We start from the raw sequence: 19,412 nt of genomic DNA on the forward strand, positions 1-19,412 counted from the left end.
TCCCCACGGCCGTTGGCAGGAGCCTTGCGAAAGCCCTCTCGTTGTGACTTCTGCCCTTACTTCTCCATGCCGAGATTCAGCTGATGCAGCAGCCGCGCCAACTCCGCCACCTCGTCCTGGTCCCAGTGGGCGAGCTGGCTGACGTAGCGCGCGCGGCGGGCCTCGCGGACCCTGGTGACTCGGCTGCGGCCCTCCTCCGTGAGGTGGACGAGCCAGGCGCGGCCGTCCGCGGGGTCGGGTTCGCGGGCCACGAGGCCGAGGTCCTCCAGGGCGCGCAGCTGGCGGGACATGGTGGCCTTGCCGACGCCGATATAGGCGGCGAGTTCCGTGGCGCGCTGGCGGCCGTACTCCTCCAGGCGTACGAGGAGTCCGTAGGCGGCGGACTCCAGGTCCGGGTGGACCTCGCGAGCCATCTCCCCCTGGTTGGCGCGGGCGCGTCGCAGGAACACGGTCAACTCGCGTTCCAGGGAGAGGAACTCGCGGTCCCCGCCGCCGTGCGCGGCAGGCTGGTCCGCACCGTGTCCCGACACGCCGGATTCGACCGGACGTCGGCCGTCGTTCCCGTCCTCGTGCACGTCAGCCCCTCACCCGGTTTCCCGGTCCTGAAAGTTTCCGCCAAAATTCGCCGTTACCGCAGCTCCGACAGTATTTCGCAGGCGTAGACCAACGGCAGCCTCCGGGCCCTCTTCCCACACCGTCTTCTCCGCGCCTAGCTTCATTACCAGGCAGTTACTGGCATGCGCACGCCATTCCAGGTCAACGAGGACCTGACCCCCCACTACGGCACGCGTGCCCGAGCATTCCCCCCACCGAGCTCCACCGAGCTCCACCAAGCCCTTCGGAGGCACGCACATGCCCGTGCACAGATCCGGAACGGCCCACCGCCTGCGCCCGCTCGCGGTAGGAATTCTGCTCACCGCCTTCTCCCTCCTGTTCACCCTCCCCTCCTCCGCCGCCGACACCCCCGCCCGCGGCTCCGCCCGCATGGGCATGGGCGTAATCGCCCACGACGGCCAGGACGGCACGCCGACCAGCGGCGACGCCACCCAGACCGAAGGTGTGGACGTGTCCGGCTACCAGGGCAACGTCGCCTGGTCGACCCTGTGGAGCAGCGGGGTCAAGTGGGCCTACACGAAGGCGACCGAGGGCACGTACTACACGAACCCGTACTTCGCCCAGCAGTACAACGGCTCGTACAACGTCGGGATGATCCGCGGCTCGTACCACTTCGCCACCCCCGACACCACGAGCGGCGCCACACAGGCCAACTACTTCGTCGACCACGGCGGCGGCTGGTCCAAGGACGGCAAGACGCTGCCCGGCGCGCTCGACATCGAGTGGAACCCGTACGGAGCCTCCTGCTACGGCAAGTCGCAGAGCGCCATGGTCAGCTGGATCAGCAGCTTCCTCACCCAGTACAAGGCACGCACCGGCCGTGACGCCGTGATCTACACGGCCACCAGCTGGTGGACCGACTGCACCGGCAACTACAGCGGCTTCGCCTCCAGCAACCCGCTGTGGATCGCGCGGTACGCCTCCGATGTGGGGACCCTGCCGGCCGGGTGGTCGTACTACACCATGTGGCAGTACACGTCGTCCGGACCGACCGTCGGCGACCACGACAAGTTCAACGGCGCCCTGGATCGCGTACAGGCACTCGCCAACGGCTGACGGGAAGCGGAAGGCACGCACGTACGGCGAAGGCCCGGGCCTCCCTCACGGGACCCGGGCCTTCCCTTTCCGGTGGGCGTCACGCCGCGACCGGAAACTCCTGCTGCGCACCGTTCGTCGCCGGCGACAGTGCCAGCTCCAGGACCTGGCGGACGTCCGTGACGGCGTGGACGTCGAGCTTCTCCAGGACCTCGGCCGGGACGTCGTCCAGGTCGGGCTCGTTGCGCTTCGGGATGATGACCGTCGTGACACCCGCGCGGTGCGCGGCGAGCAGTTTCTGCTTCACGCCGCCGATGGGCAGGACACGTCCCGTCAGCGAGACCTCGCCCGTCATCGCCACGTCCGTGCGGACCAGGCGGCCGGACAGGAGCGAGGCCAGCGCCGTCGTCATCGTGACGCCCGCGCTCGGACCGTCCTTCGGGACCGCGCCCGCCGGGAAGTGGATGTGCACACCCCGGTCCTTGAGGTCGCCGACCGGCAGCTCCAGCTCGGCTCCGTGCGAGCGGAGGAAGCTCAGCGCGATCTGCGCCGACTCCTTCATCACGTCACCCAGCTGGCCCGTCAGGGTCAGACCCGCCGCGCCCGTCTCCGGGTCGGCCAGCGACGCCTCCACGAAGAGGACGTCGCCGCCCGCGCCGGTGACCGCGAGCCCGGTGGCGACACCGGGGACGGCCGTACGGCGCTCGGCCGGGTCCTGGGCGGACTCGGGCACGTGGTGCGGCCGCCCGATGAGCCCGCGCAGGTCCGCGTCGGTCACCGTGAACGGCAGCTCCCGCTCACCGAGTTCGTGCTGCGCCGCGACCTTGCGGAGCAGCCGCGCGACGGCCCGCTCCAGGGTGCGTACGCCCGCTTCCCGCGTGTACTCGCCGGCGAGCTTGCGCAGCGCGCTCTCCTCGAGCGTGACCTCGTCCTTCGCCAGACCGGCCCGCTCCAGCTGACGCGGAAGCAGGTGGTCACGGGCGATGACGACCTTCTCGTCCTCGGTGTAGCCGTCGAGGCGGACCAGCTCCATACGGTCGAGCAGGGCCTCCGGGATGGCTTCGAGCACGTTGGCCGTGGCCAGGAACACCACGTCGCTGAGGTCGAGTTCGACCTCCAGGTAGTGGTCACGGAAGGTGTGGTTCTGGGCGGGGTCCAGGACTTCGAGCAGCGCCGCGGCCGGGTCGCCGCGGAAGTCGGAGCCGACCTTGTCGATCTCGTCGAGCAGGACCACCGGGTTCATGGACCCGGCCTCCTTGATGGCGCGGACGATACGGCCGGGCAGCGCGCCGACGTACGTACGCCGGTGTCCGCGGATCTCGGCCTCGTCCCGTACGCCACCGAGGGCGACGCGGACGAACTTGCGGCCCATGGCGTGCGCGACGGACTCGCCGAGCGATGTCTTGCCGACACCGGGCGGACCGACCAGCGCGAGCACGGCACCGCCGCGCCGCCCGCCGACCACGCCGAGCCCGCGCTCGGAGCGCCGCTTGCGTACGGCGAGGTATTCGGTGATGCGCTCCTTCACGTCCTCGAGACCGGCGTGCTCGGCGTCGAGGATCGCCTGGGCGCCCTGGATGTCGTACTCGTCCTCGGTCCGCTCGTTCCACGGCAGTTCGAGCACGGTGTCGAGCCAGGTCCGGATCCAGCTGCCCTCGGGCGACTGGTCACTGGACCGCTCCAGCTTCTCGACCTCCTTGAGCGCGGCCTCGCGGACCTTCTCGGGGAGGTCGGCGGCCTCGACGCGGGAGCGGTAGTCGTCGGACTCCTCACCGTCGGAGGAGTCGCCGTTGAGCTCGCGCAGCTCCTTGCGTACGGCCTCCAGCTGGCGGCGCAGCAGGAACTCGCGCTGCTGCTTGTCGACGCCTTCCTGGACATCCTTGGCGATGGACTCGGCGACATCCTGCTCGGCGAGGTGCTCGCGGAGCTGCTCGGTGGCGAGCTTCAGGCGGGCGACCGGGTCGGCGGTCTCCAGCAGCTCCACCTTCTGTTCGGTGGACAGGAACGGGGAGTAACCGGAATTGTCGGCAAGGGCGGAAACGTCATCGATCTGCGCAACGCGGTCCACGACCTGCCAGGCGCCGCGCTTGCGCAGCCAGCTGGTGGCGAGGGCCTTGTACTCCTTGACCAGGTCGGCGACCCGGCCGGGCAGCGGGTCGGGCACGGTCTCGGCGATCCGGGTGCCCTCCACCCACAGTGCGGCACCGGGACCGGTCGTCCCCGCGCCGACCTTCACGCGCCCACGCCCGCGGATCAGCGCGCCCGGGTCGCCGTCGGCCAGGCGGCCGACCTGCTCGACGGTGCCGAGCACACCGGTGCCCGCGTAAGTCCCGTCGATACGTGGCACCAGGAGTACTTGCGGCTTGCCGGGTGTTGAACGGGCGGCGGCCTGGGCGGCCTCCACCGCGGCGCGTACATCGGTGTCGTTCAGATCGAGCGGAACCACCATCCCGGGCAGCACGACCTCGTCGTCGAGTGGCAGCACGGGCAGGGTGAGCGGTGTGGACGTGGATGCCATGATCTCCCCTTAGGCAGTCAAGTTGAGCTATGCCGACTCAATGCACGTGAGCCCCTGATTGTTCCCCCGGAGCTGTTCGCTGTGAGCGATCACCTCTGTCGGGGTGGCGCGGCGCACCCGTATCGTCACTCGGCAAGTAAGAGCCTAAATCACAGAGTGACTATTACATGGGCTACAGGGGGTCGTGATGGACAAGATCGTGCGGGCCTGGGTGGACGGGTGGGTCCTCTCCCGCGGGGCGGCTCCCCCGGTGGTCGAGCCGTGGGGGTACACCGTCGACGTGGGGCAGGCGGAGCACGTCACCCGGCATGTCTTCGGGGCGACGAACGACGAGGTCGAGGAGGCGGCGGTCCGGAAGGTCGCGGAGGGGGTGACCGGGGCCGGCGTGTGGCTCAAGGTCTTCGCGGAGCCGTCGACCGTGGGGGCCTGGCTCGGCGAGGGGTGGTGGATCGACCCTGAGCCGGGGTACCTGATGTCGGTGCCCTTGGCCCGCCCGTCACAGGGCGCCGCCACCGAGGGGGCCGCCCCCGACGGCTACCGGCTGCGTACCTGGTCGCGCGGCGGCGTCACCCGCGTCCTGGTCGCGGCGCCGGACGGTTCCTGGGCCGCGCGCGGCCAGATCGCCCCGACCGGCGAGACGGCGGTCGTCGACCAGATCGAGACGGCGGAGCGGCACCGGCGGCGGGGGCTCGGCCGCCTGGTCATGGGCACCCTCGCGCGGGCGGCGGTGGCGCGGGGCGCGGAGACCGGCGTCCTGGCGGGGACGCCGGAGGGGCGGGCGCTGTACGAGTCCCTGGGATGGCGGGTGGAGGCGGCGCTGACGAGTGCGCGGTTCACCGGGGTGGGCCGCCGGCCCGGTGAACCGCGGCCGCCGCGTTGAGCAGACGCAGCGGGGTGCCCTCCGTCAGCTGCCGCAGTGTCCTGGCGGTCCGCAGCTCGGCCGTGTCCAGGTCACGGTCCAGCGCGCGCTCCAACAGTTCGACGCTGTCCGCCGGGCCCAGTCCGCGCAGCCGCTTCGCCGTGCCCTCGCCCCACAGCGTGCGGTCCGTGCAGGCCACGAGGTACGTGGCGGCGGGCGCGGCATCCAGCAGTTCGCCCAGCTCCTCGGCAGGTCTGGGCAGCAGCGTCATGTCCTCCCGCGGAACGGGACGGGGCAGCTGTTCCCGCTGGATCAGAGTCACCGACGAGTGCGCACCCGAAAGCTGGATGAGGTGGCGTCCGACGGCTATCTGTCCCGCCATGTCCCGCCCGACCTCGATCCTTACCTCCTCGTCCACGGCTTCTCCGTCCCCTCGACCGGTGGCCGCCCGCATCGGGCGCCCGCTCGGGCCAGACAGCCTTGCGGTCCGAGTCCGTGCGGGGCAGAGCGCATGGAAGCGCGCGTCGGCCACTCATCGCCCCGCACACCACCCACGCACGTCGCCGGAAACCTTTGTTCCTGCCAGAGGGTCCACACCCGGCGGGCGTCCGGCCGGGGATCGCCATGGCTTCGCAGCGGCACTGCTACACGACCGCAACGGCATTCACAGGCAACGCCTGCAAACTGCAAGCGCATTCACAGCCAACGGGGACGGCAAGGCGGGGCGAACGGGAACATGGGGGACGATATGGGCGACGAGCAGCGGGGGCGGCCGGGACGGCGCGGGGTGATCGCCGGGGCCGGGGCCGTGGTGGCGGCGGGCGTCGGCGTGGCCGCGGTCCGGGCGGCGACGGGGGGCGGCAGCGGGGCCGAGGGCGAGACGCGGGTGACGCGCACCGTGGCGCCTGCCGTCAGCCGGGCCCCGGCCACCACGCCCCCGGCATCACCGACACCAAGGCGCACGCCGGCCCCCGGCAGCCCCAACATCCTCGTCGTGGTCACCGACGACCAGCCCAAGCAGACCGAGTGGGCGACCCCGCAGACCCTCGACTGGCTCGGCGAACACGGCGTGACCTTCGAGCGGGCGCACGCCAACACCCCGCTCTGCGCGCCGTCGCGGGCGTCGATCATGTCGGGCCGTTACGCCCACAACCACGGCGTCCTCGACACCCGCCACCCCGAGCGCCTCGACCAGAACACCACCGTGCAGCGGCAGTTGCACGAGGCCGGGTACCGCACGGGCCTGTTCGGGAAGTACCTCAACTACTGGCGTACGGGCGTGAATCCGCCGCACTTCGACGAGTGGCTGCTCCAGGAGCCGGTCCGGTACTACAACGGCCACTACAACGACAACGGGACCGTCCGGAACATCCCCGGCTACAACACCACCGTCATCAAGAACCGGACCCTCGCCTTCATGGAGGGTTCCCGGGGCGACGAGCGCCCGTGGTTCGCGTATGTCGCCACGCGCGCGGCGCACGAGCTGAACATCCCGGAGAAGAAGTACGACGGGATCCGGGTCCCGGAGTGGGAGGGGCGGCCGTCCGTCTTCGAGGACGACAAGAGCGACAAGCCGCCGTTCCTGCGCGGCGGCGCGGCACGGCACTCGCTCGCCGACGGACAGGCCCTGCGGGCGCGGCAGTTGCGCACCCTGCTGTCCGTCGACGACGCGATGCGGGACTTCCGCGACAAGCTGCGCGCGCTGGGGCAGCTGGACAACACCCTGGTGCTGTACACCAGCGACCACGGCCTCCTCTGGGGCGACCACGGCTGGCTGCGCAAGTCGGTGCCATACCGGCCGAGCCTGGAGGTGCCGTTCTACCTGTCCTGGCCGGCCGGCAAGCTCGGCACGGCCAGGACCGACGACCGGCTCGTCGGCCACGTCGACATCGCGCCCACGCTGCTCGACGCGGCCGGGATCAAGCCGGACACCCCGCACGACGGGCACTCGCTGCTCGGCACGAACGACCGCGATCATCTGCTCGCCGAGTGGTGGTGGAACCGCCAGGACAAGCAGCCGATCCACAGCTGGGCGACGTACGTCGGCAAGACCGAGCAGTACACGGAGTACTACCGCCTCCGCCTCGACCGGGACGGCCGGCTGCCCTCCGGCGCGATCAGCGCGGGCACGGACTCCGGTGGCGCGAACTCCGGTGGTACGAACAGCGGCGAGGTCACCTTCCGCGAGTACTACGACCTGCGCGCCGACCCGTACCAGCTCACGAACCGGCTCCATGGGGCAACCGCCGCGCAGGAGCGGCGACTTGGCATCCCGGAGCTGGCCCGGCGCCTCACGGCGGCCCGGAGCGGCTGACCGGCGGGAGCGGTTACGGGGCCGTGGTTCCGAGGCAGGGCGCCGCCGCCCCGTGACCGGCCTCCCGGCCGGCGGTCCGCGCCGTCCGGGCGGCACCGCGCGCCGCCCGCCAGCGCCGTACCAGCGGCCATGTCGAGATCCCGATGGCCAGAGACATCAGGTGCCCCCAGTCCGTCATCGGGTCCGCGAACGTGAACAGGTCACCGACGAGCATCGCGCCGAAGCCGGTCAGGACCGGCCAGCGCAGCCACGGCGACAGCAGTCCCGCGAGCGCGCCGATGCTCGCGGCGACACCGAAGCTGATGCCGTAGTCGAGGCGGTGCAGGGAGCTGTCGGGCAGATGGCCGGCCAGCACCGAGAGCCCGACCGGCACTTCGGTGGCCAGGGTCGCGACCACATGGCCGAGCAGGAACACACCGGCCGTCCGCAGCCCGCCTATCCGCCGCTCCAGCGCGGTGAGGACGAGGAGGAACCCGATCGCGTAGGGCGAGGTGATGCCGCCCGCGATCCACAGCGCACTCGCGATCAGCACCAGCACCGGGTTCTGTACGAGGTGGGCGACGTCCGTGCTGGATCCCTGGTGCAGCGCGTGTACGACGGAGGGGTCGGCGTGGTCGGCGATGACCGAGGTGACGACGAGGACAGCCGCGTACCCGAAGGTGAAGGGGGTCCCGGTGGGGGTGGGGAACAGGCGCCAGGGGCGGACGGCACGGAGCCGGGCGCGGGCGCGGGGGGCGGCGGGAACGCCGGTGGTGGCCGGTTCGGGCGTCGCGTCCGGAGCCGGTGCCGGTGCCGTCGTCGCCCGGTGGACGGGCGCGGTGACGGGGCCGCCGCGCTGTCGGGGCAACCCGTCCAGCAGGGGCGCACCCGTCTCCGGGTCGGTGAGCGTGACGTCGGCCTGAACGGTGGTGCTCCGGTCCACGGTGAGGCGCTCCTTCCGTTGCACCCCACCCTTCGTGTCCCACGCGTCGCTGTCTATGACCGACGCCACGCACGGGGGTATTCATAGGAATTCCAGAGACAACCTCAGAAGGTCGTCGGACGTCCGCAGTTCGTCGGGCGTCCGCAGTTCGTCAGGCGTCCGCAGATCCTCAGACGTCCGCGGGAAGTCCCCGTCCGTCGACGGTGATCGACCGCAGGAGCCGGTCGGCGTACGCGCGGAAGCGTCCGACCATGTCGAAGCCCTTCGGGTCGAGCACCCACTGGACCTGGAGGCCGTCCATGACGGCGGCGGTCTCCTGCGACACCGCCACGATGTCGGTGCCGGGCTTCAGTTCCCCGCTCTCGACGGCCTGCCGCAGCGGGCCGGACATGTGCTCGACGAGGTCCGTGTACCGCCGGGTGAAGTACGCGTGCGCCGGGTGTCCGGGGTCGCCGGCCTCGGCGGCGAGGACGTTGAACATGCGTGTCCGGCCGAACCGTGTGCTGTTGTACTCGGCGAGCCGGACCAGGCACGCGTAGCACTCGACGGCCGAGACGAACTCGTGGGAGAAGAACTTCTCCTTGTCGTTCTCGTCGGCGCGCGCGAGTACCTGCACGAGCAGGTCCTCCTTGCTGCGGAAGTGGTGCAGCAGCCCGCCCTGGGTGATGCCGACGTCCTTGGCGATGCGGGCCAGCGAGGAGGCGTGGAAGCCCCATTGGGCGAAGTGCTCCACGGCGGCGTCGAGGATCCGCGAGCGGCGCTCGTCGCCCACGGCGTACGTGCCCCTGCCGGCGGACGCGGTCTTCCGCCCCGGTGACCTCTCGCTCGACCTCTCGCTCGACCTCTCGTTCTGCGCCATGCCCGCCACCATAGCCCGCGCGCGGTGGCCTTTTCCGGGCGCCACTGACCGCCGGTTACACGAGTCAACCAGGACCCTTTTTCAAGCCATGTGCAGCGTGATTCTGGCCACGCGCACAAAACCTAGTACCTACTCGGTTTTGCTGTTTCCCTAGGGGCGCCGGAGCGGCAAGGAAGCCGCCCACGTCCCCATGGAGAGCCGCCATGGCCGTCACGCCAGACGCCTCGCTCGGTGCCCGCTCGCCCGAGCTCCCCGCGCAGGACACGCCTTCCCCCGAGGCCCCCGCGACCGCGGAGAACGCCCCCGCCAAGCTCATCCTCACCCTCGCCTTCGCCCAGTTCGGCGCCTACCTCGCCGTCCTCACCCCGGTGATGGTCACCCTCGCCCTCCGGGTCAGCCAGATCGTCCCGGAGGGCGACCGCGGCTCCGCCCTCGGCCAGGTGCTGTCGGTCGGAGCACTGCTCGCGATGCTCGGCAACCCGGTCTTCGGCGCCCTCTCCGACCGCACCACCAGCCGCTTCGGCCGCCGCCGCCCCTGGCTGATCGGCGGCATGGCCGTCGGCGTCGCCGGGCTCATGGTCGTCGCCCTGGGCGGCAACGTGCCGGTACTGATGCTCGGCTGGGCCCTCGCCCAACTCGGCATCAACGCCACCCTGGCCGCGCTGACCTCCTGCGTCCCGGACCTGATCCCGCCCCAGCAGCAGGCCCGCGTCTCCGGAGTCATCGGCGTCACGACCTCCCTGTCGATGATCGGGGGCTCGGTGCTGGCCCAGGTGTTCAGCGGCTCGATGGCACTCGCCTTCCTGGTACCCGGCGTCATCGGCCTGGGCGCGGTCGCCCTGCTCGCCGTGACGATGCCGGACCGCCCGGCCCGGACCGGCGCCTTCGAGCCGTACAGCGTCAAGGAGTTCGCCCGCAGCTTCTGGGTCAACCCGCGCAGGCACCCCGACTTCGCGTGGAACTTCGCCGGCCGCTTCCTGGTCTTCACGGGCGCCGCCTGCGTCACCAGCTACCAGGTGTACTTCCTGATGGACCGCCTCGGCTACGACGACGACCAGGTCACCCAGAAGGTCCTCGTCGGCACCCTCGTCATGGTCGCCACCACCGTCGTGGGCTCGCTCCTCGGCGGCCAGCTCTCCGACCGCTCCGGCCGCCGCAAGCCGTACGTCCTGGGCTCCTCGCTGATCATGGCGCTCAGCCTGGCGATGATCGCCTCCGCACAGGGCTTCGGGATGTACGTCGCCGCGCTGGCCGTCTTCGGCGCCGGCCAGGGCCTCTACCTCTCCGTGGACATGGCGCTCGCCGCCGCGGTCCTCCCCAACCCCGAGGAGTCCGCCAAGGACATGGGCGTCCTGAACATCGGCAACGCCCTCCCCCAGTCCCTCGTCCCCATGGTCGCCCCCGCCTTCCTCGCGATCGGCGGCGGCGGCAACTACGGCGCGCTGTTCCTCTTCGGCGCGGTCGCCGCCGTGCTGGGCGCCCTCGCCGTCCAGTTCGTCCGCTCCGTCAAGTAGCCCCCGTATAGCCCTCGTACGAAGGAAGCAAGGAACCCGGGATGACCACGCCCACCTACCGCGATCCGCACCGCCCCGTCGACGAGCGCGTCGAAGACCTGCTCTCCCGGATGACCCTGGAGGAGAAGGCGGGCCAGCTCTTCCACACGATGCTCAGCATGGGCCCCGGCGGAACCCTCGCCGAGGAGGGCACGTTCCTCCAGTGCGGCACCACCGAGCTGGTCGCCGAGCGGCAGTTGACCCACTTCAACCTGATCGGCCAGGGCAGCGCCCGCGAGATGGCCACGTGGGTCAATCGCGTCCAGGGGCTCGCCGCGAGCACCCGGCTCGGCATCCCGCTCACCCTCTCCACCGACCCACGCCACGCGTTCACCGAAAACCCGGGCGCCTCTTTCCTGGCCGGGGACTTCTCGGCGTGGCCCGAGCCACTGGGTCTGGCCGCGATCGGGGACGCGGAGCTGGTGGAGCGGTTCGCGGACACGGTCCGCCGCGAGTACCTGGCGGTCGGCTTCCGGGTCGCGCTGCACCCGCAGATCGACCTGGCGACGGAGCCTCGCTGGTCACGGCAGTCGGGCACGTTCGGTTCCAGCGCCGATCTCTCAAGCGAGTTGGTACGGGCGTACATCCGCGGCCTCCAAGGCCCACAGCTCGGCCCGGAGTCCGTCGCCGCCATGGTCAAGCACTTCCCGGGCGGCGGCCCGCAGAAGGACGGCGAGGACCCGCACTTCCCGCACGGCAAGGAGCAGGTCTACCCGGGCGGCCTGCGCGACTACCACCTGGAACCCTTCAAGGCCGCGATCGAAGCCGGCTGTTCGCAGATGATGCCGTACTACGGCCAGCCCGTCGGCACCGACTGGGAGGAGGTCGGCTTCGGCTTCAACAAGGACGTCCTGACCGGCCTGCTGCGCGAGCGCCTCGGCTTCGAGGGGATCGTCTGCACCGACTGGGGCCTGCTCAACGACGCCGAGATCCTCGGCGAACCGGCCGCCGCCCGCGCCTGGGGCGTCGAGCACCTGAGCGTCGCCGAGCGCGCGGCGAAGGCGCTGGACGCGGGCACCGACCAGTTCGGCGGCGAGCAGTGCCCGGAGCTGATCGTGGACCTGGTCCGCTCCGGCCGTATCTCCGAGGAGCGGATCGACACGTCCGTACGGCGGCTGCTGCGCGAGAAGTTCGTCCTCGGGCTCTTCGAGAACCCGTACGTCGACGTGGACAAAGCCGAGGAGATCGTGGGCGCGAGTGAATTCACCGCCCTTGGTGAGGCCGCCCAGCGCCGCTCCCTCACCGTCCTGACCAACCGCACCCTGCTGCCGCTGACCGGCCGCCCGAACCTCTACGTCCAGGGCGTGAGCGAGCAGACGGCGGCGGCGTACGGCAATGTCGTCGCCGACCCGGCCGAAGCGGACGTGGCCGTACTGCGGTTGGGCACCCCCTACGAGCAACGGCCCGGCACCTTCGAGTCGTTCTTCCACGCGGGTTCGCTCGCCTTCCCCGAGGAGGAGTTGAAGGAGATCCTGCGGCTGCTCGACACGACGCCCACGCTGGTGTGCGTCAACCTGGAGCGGCCCGCCGTCCTCCCCGAGATCGCCGCGAAGGCGGCCGCCCTGGTCGCCGACTACGGCGCGAGCGACGCGGCCCTTCTCGACGTCGCCTTCGGACGGGCGCGGGCCGAGGGACGCCTGCCGTTCGAACTGCCGCGCTCCATGGCGGCGGTGGAGGCCTCCCGGCCGGACGTGCCCAACGACACGGTGGATCCGGTGTTCCCCTGCGGGCACGGGATCGAGCTCTGAAGTCGAAGTAAGTCGATGTAATTCGGGTGCCCGTCCTGGCGAAACTGCCAGGATGGGGGCCATGACTGCCTCGTACGACATTCCTGTGGTCATCGATCGCCGGGAGGGCCCGTACGGCGAGGTCGTGCTGCGGCGCCACGGCGCGCTGTTGCAGATCATCGCCAACGGCTGCTTCCTGATGGACACCTCCGACGGCCGCTCGGAACGGCTGCTCGTCGACGCCGCGTACAACGCGCTGGACGGGCGCGCGGCGCCGAGCGTGCTGATCGGGGGGCTCGGCGTCGGGTTCTCACTCGCGCACGCCGCCGCGGACCCCCGATGGGGGCGCATCACGGTGGTCGAGCGCGAACAGGCCGTCATCGACTGGCATCGCGGCGGGCCGCTCGCCGAGCTCTCCGCGGGCGCCCTCGCCGATCCGCGCACCGAGATCGTCGCAGCGGATCTGGTCGCGTACGTCAATGAGACTTCCGACACGTACGACGCGCTGTGTCTCGACATCGACAACGGACCCGGCTGGACGGTCACCGAGGGCAATCAGGGCCTGTACTCGAAGGCCGGACTGGCAAGCTGCGCAAGGGCGTTGAGGCCCGGCGGGGTACTCGCGGTGTGGTCCGCACAGCCCTCTCCGGAATTTGAAGGAACCTTGCGGAATGCCGGGTTCCAGGGGGTGCGTACCGAAGAGATCCCGGTTGCCCGGGGCGTTCCGGACGTCGTACACCTCGCAGTCAGACCTGGATAGCCGAGGCACGGTGACTGCCCGTACCCTGCTTCCCTGACGCGGATCATTCAAGCGTCAAGCGCAGTCATGGGATCACCCCACGGATTCCGGAAAGCACACCTCAGGGGCGGGCGATGGAGCAGACACACACCTCCCACAACGGCACGGCGGCGACGCCTGGCGCTCAGCGGCGGGTACTGGTGGTCGAGGACGACCCGACAATCGTCGACGCCATCGCGGCCCGCCTGCGCGCCGAGGGATTCCTGGTGCAAACCGCGGGCGACGGCCCGGCCGCCGTCGACACCGCCGAGGCCTGGCAGCCCGACCTGCTGATCCTCGACATCATGCTGCCCGGCTTCGACGGCCTGGAGGTCTGCCGCCGCGTGCAGGCCCAGCGCCCGGTGCCGGTGCTGATGCTCACCGCGCGCGACGACGAGACCGACATGCTGGTCGGGCTCGGTGTCGGCGCCGACGACTACATGACCAAGCCATTCTCGATGCGTGAGCTGGCCGCCCGCGTGCACGTCCTGCTGCGCCGGGTGGAGCGTGCCGTCGTGGCCGCCTCGACTCCGCGCAGCGGGATCCTGCGGCTCGGCGAGCTGGAGATCGACCACGCGCAGCGCCGGGTGCGGGTGCGGAGCGAGGACGTGCATCTCACTCCCACCGAGTTCGACCTCCTTGTCTGCCTCGCGAACACTCCGCGTGCCGTACTCTCGCGCGAACAGCTGCTCGCCGAGGTGTGGGACTGGGCGGACGCCTCCGGTACCCGGACCGTGGACAGCCACATCAAGGCGCTGCGCCGGAAGATCGGCGCCGAGCGGATCCGCACGGTCCACGGCGTGGGCTATGCGCTGGAGACCCCGACTCCCTGAGCCGGGCCTTCGTCGGGACTCTGAGGGGGCTGATGTGATGAGCGGGTTCGGGACACGCAAGAGCGACAACCCCTGGGGCGGCGTACGCCCCTTCTCGATCAAGACGAAGCTGGGCTTCCTGGTCGTCGTCTCGGTCTTCATCACCACCGGTCTGCTGATGATCGCGGTGCGCACCGAGACAGAGCTCCGCTTCATCACGGTCTTCTCGATGATCGCCACACTGCTGATAACGCAGTTCGTGGCCCATTCGCTCACCGCCCCGCTGGACGAGATGAACGCGGTGGCCCGGTCCATCTCGCACGGCGACTACACGCGCCGGGTGAGCGACAGCCGCCGCGACGAGCTGGGCGACCTGGCCGAGACGATCAACCTCATGGCCGACGAGCTGGAGGCCCAGGACCGCCAGCGCAAGGAGCTCGTGGCGAATGTCTCGCACGAGCTGCGCACCCCCATCGCGGGCCTGCGCGCGGTCCTGGAGAACGTCGTGGACGGTGTCTCCGCCGCCGACCCCGAGACGATGCGTACGGCCCTGAAGCAGACGGAGCGGCTCGGACGGCTCGTGGAGACCCTCCTTGACCTGTCCAGGCTGGACAACGGCGTCGTACCGCTGCGCAAGCGGCGTTTCGAGGTCTGGCCCTATCTCTCCGGCGTGCTCAAGGAGGCCAACATGGTCGCCTCCGCGCGCGCGGGCATCGCCTCGGGCTCCGGCAGCCACACCCGCACCGACGTCCATCTGCACCTCGACGTGTCCCCGCCCGAGCTGACGGCGCTCGCGGACCCGGAGCGGATCCACCAGGTCGTCGCCAATCTCATCGACAACGCGGTCAAGCACAGCCCGCCGCACGGCCGGGTGACGGTGAAGGCACGGCGGGGCGCCTACCCGGAGTCACTGGCCCTGGAGGTCCTGGACGAGGGGCCCGGCATTCCGAAGTCGGAGTGGCACCGGGTCTTCGAGCGGTTCAACCGGGGCGGGGTGCCCTCGCCGCACGGTCCGGGCAGCGACGGCGGTACGGGGCTGGGCCTGGCCATCGCGCGCTGGGCGGTCGATCTGCACGGCGGCCGGATCGGGGTGGCCGAATCCCAGCGGGGTTGCCGGATCCAGGTCATCCTTCCGGGGCTTCCTTCTCTGCCAAGTTGACGTAAAGTTCGGACCGGAGCCACAAGATCCACCGGTGTCGCCACTGGCGGACACGTGTGATCAGGCTCCCAACAGGCAGTGGGCCGCGTGAATCGTGCCGCGACCCCCGATCGACGTACCCATTCCGGGGCGGAACCCCGCTTGTTTCCCGCCATTTCCACAGCCGAAACACGCTTTCCGATGTGACTTACGCGACGTTGGACAGGCCCGGCCTGACCTTCTCGGCCAGGGAGGCGTAGCCTTTATTCCCGCTGTCCATCACCTTGTGAAGCGGAAGAGGGCGGTTGCCGCCGTGTCGCCACAGTCCCCCAGTAACTCGAGCATCTCGACCGACACCGATCAAGCCGGGAAGAATCCCACGGCTGCGTTCGGCGCCAATGAGTGGCTCGTCGACGAGATCTATCAGCAGTACCTCCAGGACCCGAATTCGGTAGACCGCGCCTGGTGGGACTTCTTCGCCGATTACAAGCCCGGAGCGGCTGCCGCCCCGGCTCCGGCGGGTACTGCGGCCGCGGGGGCCGCAGGGACCACCCCGGCGGCTCCGGCCGCGCCTGCCGCTCCGGCCGCCCCTGTGGCGCCCGTGGCCCCCCCGGCTCCGGTTCAGGCCGCTCCTCCGGCCGCAGCGCCGGCTCCGGTGGCCCCGAAGCCCGTCGCCGCCGCCCCGGCTCCCGCGAAGGCCGCTCCGGCCGCCGCCAAGCCGCAGGCCGCGCCCGCGACCCAGGCCCCGGCCGGTCCCGAGTTCGTGACGCTGCGCGGCCCCGCCGCCGCGGTCGCGAAGAACATGAACGCCTCGATCGAGGTGCCGACGGCCACGTCCGTCCGCGCGGTCCCGGTGAAGCTGCTCTTCGACAACCGCATCGTCATCAACAACCACCTGAAGCGCGCCCGGGGCGGGAAGATCTCCTTCACCCACCTCATCGGCTACGCGATGGTGCAGGCCATCAAGGCCATGCCGTCGATGAACTACTCCTTCCAGGAGAAGGACGGCAAGCCGACCCTGGTCAAGCCGGAGCACGTCAACTTCGGCCTCGCCATCGACCTGGTGAAGCCCAACGGCGACCGCCAGCTGGTCGTCGCGGGCATCAAGAAGGCCGAGACGCTGAACTTCTTCGAGTTCTGGCAGGCCTACGAGGACATCGTCCGCCGCGCCCGTGACGGCAAGCTGACGATGGACGACTTCACCGGTGTCACGGTCTCCCTGACCAACCCCGGCGGCCTCGGCACCGTCCACTCGGTCCCGCGTCTGATGCCCGGCCAGTCGGTCATCATGGGCGTCGGCTCCATGGACTACCCGGCGGAGTTCCAGGGCACCTCCCAGGACACCCTGAACAAGCTCGGCATCTCGAAGGTCATGACGCTCACGTCGACCTACGACCACCGGGTGATCCAGGGCGCCGCCTCCGGCGAGTTCCTGCGCATCGTCGCGAACCTGCTGCTCGGCGAGGGCGGTTTCTTCGACGAGATCTTCGAGTCGCTGCGGATTCCGTACGAGCCGGTCCGCTGGCTCAAGGACATCGACGCCAGCCACGACGACGACGTCACGAAGGCCGCCCGTGTCTTCGAGCTGATCCACTCCTACCGGGTCCGCGGCCACGTCATGGCCGACACCGACCCGCTGGAGTACCGCCAGCGCAAGCACCCCGACCTGGACATCACCGAGCACGGGCTCACCCTGTGGGACCTGGAGCGCGAGTTCGCGGTCGGCGGCTTCGCGGGCAAGTCCCTGATGAAGCTGCGCGACATCCTCGGTGTGCTGCGCGACTCGTACTGCCGCACCACCGGCGTCGAGTTCATGCACATCCAGGACCCGAAGCAGCGCAAGTGGATCCAGGACCGGATCGAGCGCTCGCACTCCAAGCCGGAGCGCGAGGAGCAGCTGCGCATCCTGCGCCGGCTGAACGCGGCGGAGGCCTTCGAGACCTTCCTGCAGACGAAGTACGTCGGCCAGAAGCGCTTCAGCCTGGAGGGCGGCGAGTCCGTCATCCCGCTCCTTGACGCGGTCATCGACAGCGCGGCGGAATCCCGTCTCGACGAGGTCGTCATCGGCATGGCCCACCGCGGCCGGCTGAACGTCCTCGCCAACATCGTCGGCAAGTCGTACGCGCAGATCTTCCGCGAGTTCGAGGGCAACCTCGACCCGAAGTCGATGCACGGCTCCGGCGACGTGAAGTACCACCTGGGCGCCCAGGGCACCTTCACCGGCCTGGACGGCGAGCAGATCAAGGTCTCGCTGGCCGCCAACCCGTCCCACCTGGAGACGGTCGACCCGGTCATCGAGGGCATCGTCCGCGCCAAGCAGGACATCATCAACAAGGGCGGCACGGACTTCACCGTCCTGCCGGTCGCCCTGCACGGTGACGCGGCCTTCGCGGGCCAGGGTGTGGTCGCCGAGACGCTCAACATGTCGCAGCTGCGCGGCTACCGCACGGGCGGCACGGTCCACATCGTCATCAACAACCAGGTCGGCTTCACCGCCGCCCCGGAGTCGTCGCGCTCCTCCATGTACGCCACCGACGTGGCCCGCATGATCGAGGCGCCGATCTTCCACGTGAACGGCGACGACCCCGAGGCCGTCGTCCGCGTCGCTCGCCTGGCCTTCGAGTTCCGCCAGGCGTTCAACAAGGACGTCGTGATCGACCTCATCTGCTACCGCCGTCGCGGTCACAACGAGTCCGACAACCCGGCGTTCACGCAGCCGCTGATGTACGACCTGATCGACAAGAAGCGCTCGGTGCGCAAGCTCTACACCGAGTCCCTGATCGGTCGCGGCGACATCACCCTGGAAGAGGCCGAGCAGGCACTGCAGGACTTCCAGGGCCAGCTGGAGAAGGTCTTCACCGAGGTCCGCGAGGCCGTCTCGGCGCCGGCCGAGGCACCCGTCCTCGACACCCAGCCGGAGTTCCCGGTCGCCGTGCCGACCGCGGTCTCCCAGGAGGTCGTGAAGCGGATCGCCGAGTCCCAGGTCAACATCCCCGACCACGTCACCGTGCACCCGCGGCTGCTGCCGCAGCTCCAGCGCCGGGCGTCGATGATCGAGGACGACACGATCGACTGGGGCATGGGCGAGACCCTCGCCATCGGCTCGCTGCTGCTTGAGGGCACCCCGGTCCGTCTGTCGGGCCAGGACTCCCGCCGCGGCACCTTCGGCCAGCGCCACGCGGTGCTGATCGACCGGGTCACGGGCGAGGACTACACCCCGCTCCAGTACCTCGCCGACGAGCAGGCCCGCCTGAACGTCTACGACTCGCTGCTCTCCGAGTACGCGGTCATGGGCTTCGAGTACGGCTACTCGCTGGCCCGCCCCGAGTCCCTCGTGATGTGGGAGGCGCAGTTCGGCGACTTCGTCAACGGCGCGCAGACGGTCGTCGACGAGTACATCTCGGCCGCCGAGCAGAAGTGGGGCCAGACGTCCGGCGTCACCCTGCTCCTGCCGCACGGCTACGAGGGCCAGGGCCCGGACCACTCCTCGGCCCGTATCGAGCGCTTCCTCCAGCTGTGCGCGCAGAACAACATGACGGTCGCCCAGCCGACGCTCCCGTCGAACTACTTCCACCTCCTGCGGTGGCAGGTGCACAACCCGCACCACAAGCCGCTGGTGGTCTTCACCCCGAAGTCGATGCTGCGCCTCAAGGCCGCGGCCTCGAAGACGGAGGAGTTCACGACGGGCGCGTTCCGTCCGGTCATCGGCGACGACACGATCGTCGACGCCGCGGCGGTCCGCAGGGTCGTCTTCTGCGCCGGCAAGCTGTACTACGACCTCGAGGCCGAGCGGAAGAAGCGCGGTGTCACCGACACGGCCATCATCCGCATCGAGCGCCTGTACCCGCTCGCGGGTGCGGAGCTCCAGGCGGAGATCGCCAAGTACCCGAACGCCGAGAAGTACCTGTGGGCCCAGGAGGAGCCGGCGAACCAGGGCGCGTGGCCCTTCATCGCCCTCAACCTGATCGACCACCTGGACCTGGCGGTCGGCGCGGACGTTCCGCACGGCGAGCGCCTGCGCCGTATCTCCCGCCCGGCGTCCTCGTCCCCCGCCGTGGGTTCCGCGAAGCGGCACCAGGCGGAGCAGGAGCAGCTGGTGCGTGAGGTGTTCGAAGCCTGACGGGCTGTCTGTACGGAGTCTGACGGGTTGTACGTACGAAGGGCCCGGCGCCGAGTCATCAGGACTCGGCGCCGGGCCCTTCGGCGTATCCGGAGGCAGCCCGCCTTATTTACAGTTAACTTGACTGAACATGACTACGGCTGTTGAAATTGACCTGTCGGT

The 19,412-nt window shown here is 70.2% G+C and carries 14 protein-coding genes; 9 read left to right on the plus strand and 5 right to left on the minus strand.

Annotated features, from left to right (window positions below; all coding sequences use genetic code 11):
• Positions 1-56 precede the first annotated feature (56 nt).
• Entirely contained in the window at positions 57-575 is a 519-nt protein-coding gene (locus tag OIC96_RS15390) for a MarR family winged helix-turn-helix transcriptional regulator (protein WP_330307285.1), read from the minus strand.
• Positions 576-852: 277 nt separating this feature from the next.
• Between OIC96_RS15390 and OIC96_RS15395 the strand changes: the two genes are divergently transcribed.
• Positions 853-1,671 carry a lysozyme gene (locus OIC96_RS15395; RefSeq protein WP_330307284.1) on the plus strand — a complete coding sequence of 273 codons (819 nt, stop codon included), beginning with the start codon at positions 853-855 and terminating at the stop codon, positions 1,669-1,671.
• A 79-nt stretch (positions 1,672-1,750) separates the two neighbouring features.
• Here the strand turns inward: OIC96_RS15395 and lon are convergent, their stop codons facing one another.
• Positions 1,751-4,168: an endopeptidase La gene (gene lon, locus OIC96_RS15400; RefSeq protein ID WP_330307283.1), complete on the minus strand. Its 2,418-nt coding sequence runs from the start codon at positions 4,166-4,168 to the stop codon at positions 1,751-1,753.
• Positions 4,169-4,355: 187 nt separating this feature from the next.
• Here lon and OIC96_RS15405 point away from each other — a divergent pair, with 187 nt between their 5' ends.
• Entirely contained in the window at positions 4,356-5,048 is a 693-nt protein-coding gene (locus OIC96_RS15405; protein WP_330307282.1) for a GNAT family N-acetyltransferase, read from the plus strand.
• On the opposite strand, the gene OIC96_RS15410 is transcribed toward OIC96_RS15405, so the two are convergent.
• Positions 5,002-5,445, minus strand: a complete 444-nt coding sequence (locus tag OIC96_RS15410) for a hypothetical protein (protein WP_330307281.1) — start codon at positions 5,443-5,445, stop codon at positions 5,002-5,004. The two genes, OIC96_RS15405 and OIC96_RS15410, sit on opposite strands and share 47 nt — an antisense overlap.
• Before the next feature lie 330 nt (positions 5,446-5,775).
• Here OIC96_RS15410 and OIC96_RS15415 point away from each other — a divergent pair, with 330 nt between their 5' ends.
• Positions 5,776-7,341 carry a sulfatase family protein gene (locus tag OIC96_RS15415; protein WP_330307280.1) on the plus strand — a complete coding sequence of 522 codons (1,566 nt, stop codon included), beginning with the start codon at positions 5,776-5,778 and terminating at the stop codon, positions 7,339-7,341.
• Between the two features lie 13 nt (positions 7,342-7,354).
• Here the strand turns inward: OIC96_RS15415 and OIC96_RS15420 are convergent, their stop codons facing one another.
• Both OIC96_RS15420 and OIC96_RS15425 read right to left on the minus strand, forming a co-directional pair.
• A complete protein-coding gene (locus tag OIC96_RS15420) occupies positions 7,355-8,263 on the minus strand; it encodes a rhomboid-like protein (protein WP_330307279.1) in 909 nt (302 codons plus the stop codon).
• A 169-nt stretch (positions 8,264-8,432) separates the two neighbouring features.
• Positions 8,433-9,122 carry a TetR/AcrR family transcriptional regulator gene (locus OIC96_RS15425; protein ID WP_330307278.1) on the minus strand — a complete coding sequence of 230 codons (690 nt, stop codon included), beginning with the start codon at positions 9,120-9,122 and terminating at the stop codon, positions 8,433-8,435.
• Positions 9,123-9,325: 203 nt separating this feature from the next.
• Between OIC96_RS15425 and OIC96_RS15430 the strand changes: the two genes are divergently transcribed.
• From OIC96_RS15430 to OIC96_RS15455, 6 genes are all read left to right on the plus strand, one after another.
• The gene (locus tag OIC96_RS15430; protein ID WP_330307277.1) at positions 9,326-10,636 is read left to right on the plus strand and encodes an MFS transporter; all 1,311 of its coding nucleotides are present in this window, start codon (positions 9,326-9,328) and stop codon (positions 10,634-10,636) included.
• Positions 10,637-10,677: 41 nt separating this feature from the next.
• Positions 10,678-12,423, plus strand: a complete 1,746-nt coding sequence (locus OIC96_RS15435; RefSeq protein ID WP_330307276.1) for a glycoside hydrolase family 3 protein — start codon at positions 10,678-10,680, stop codon at positions 12,421-12,423.
• A 61-nt stretch (positions 12,424-12,484) separates the two neighbouring features.
• The gene (locus OIC96_RS15440) at positions 12,485-13,162 is read left to right on the plus strand and encodes a spermidine synthase (RefSeq protein WP_330307275.1); all 678 of its coding nucleotides are present in this window, start codon (positions 12,485-12,487) and stop codon (positions 13,160-13,162) included.
• A gap of 113 nt (positions 13,163-13,275) precedes the next feature.
• On the plus strand, positions 13,276-14,013 hold the full coding sequence (locus OIC96_RS15445; RefSeq protein WP_054236710.1) for a response regulator transcription factor: 738 nt from the start codon (positions 13,276-13,278) through the stop codon (positions 14,011-14,013).
• A gap of 37 nt (positions 14,014-14,050) precedes the next feature.
• A complete protein-coding gene (locus tag OIC96_RS15450; protein ID WP_330307274.1) occupies positions 14,051-15,151 on the plus strand; it encodes a HAMP domain-containing sensor histidine kinase in 1,101 nt (366 codons plus the stop codon).
• A gap of 292 nt (positions 15,152-15,443) precedes the next feature.
• The gene (locus OIC96_RS15455) at positions 15,444-19,250 is read left to right on the plus strand and encodes a multifunctional oxoglutarate decarboxylase/oxoglutarate dehydrogenase thiamine pyrophosphate-binding subunit/dihydrolipoyllysine-residue succinyltransferase subunit (protein WP_330307273.1); all 3,807 of its coding nucleotides are present in this window, start codon (positions 15,444-15,446) and stop codon (positions 19,248-19,250) included.
• The last annotated feature ends 162 nt before the right edge of the window (positions 19,251-19,412 follow it).

This window comes from Streptomyces sp. NBC_00775 (assembly GCF_036347135.1).
In the GTDB taxonomy this organism is placed as follows: Bacteria; Actinomycetota; Actinomycetes; order Streptomycetales; family Streptomycetaceae; genus Streptomyces; species Streptomyces lutosisoli.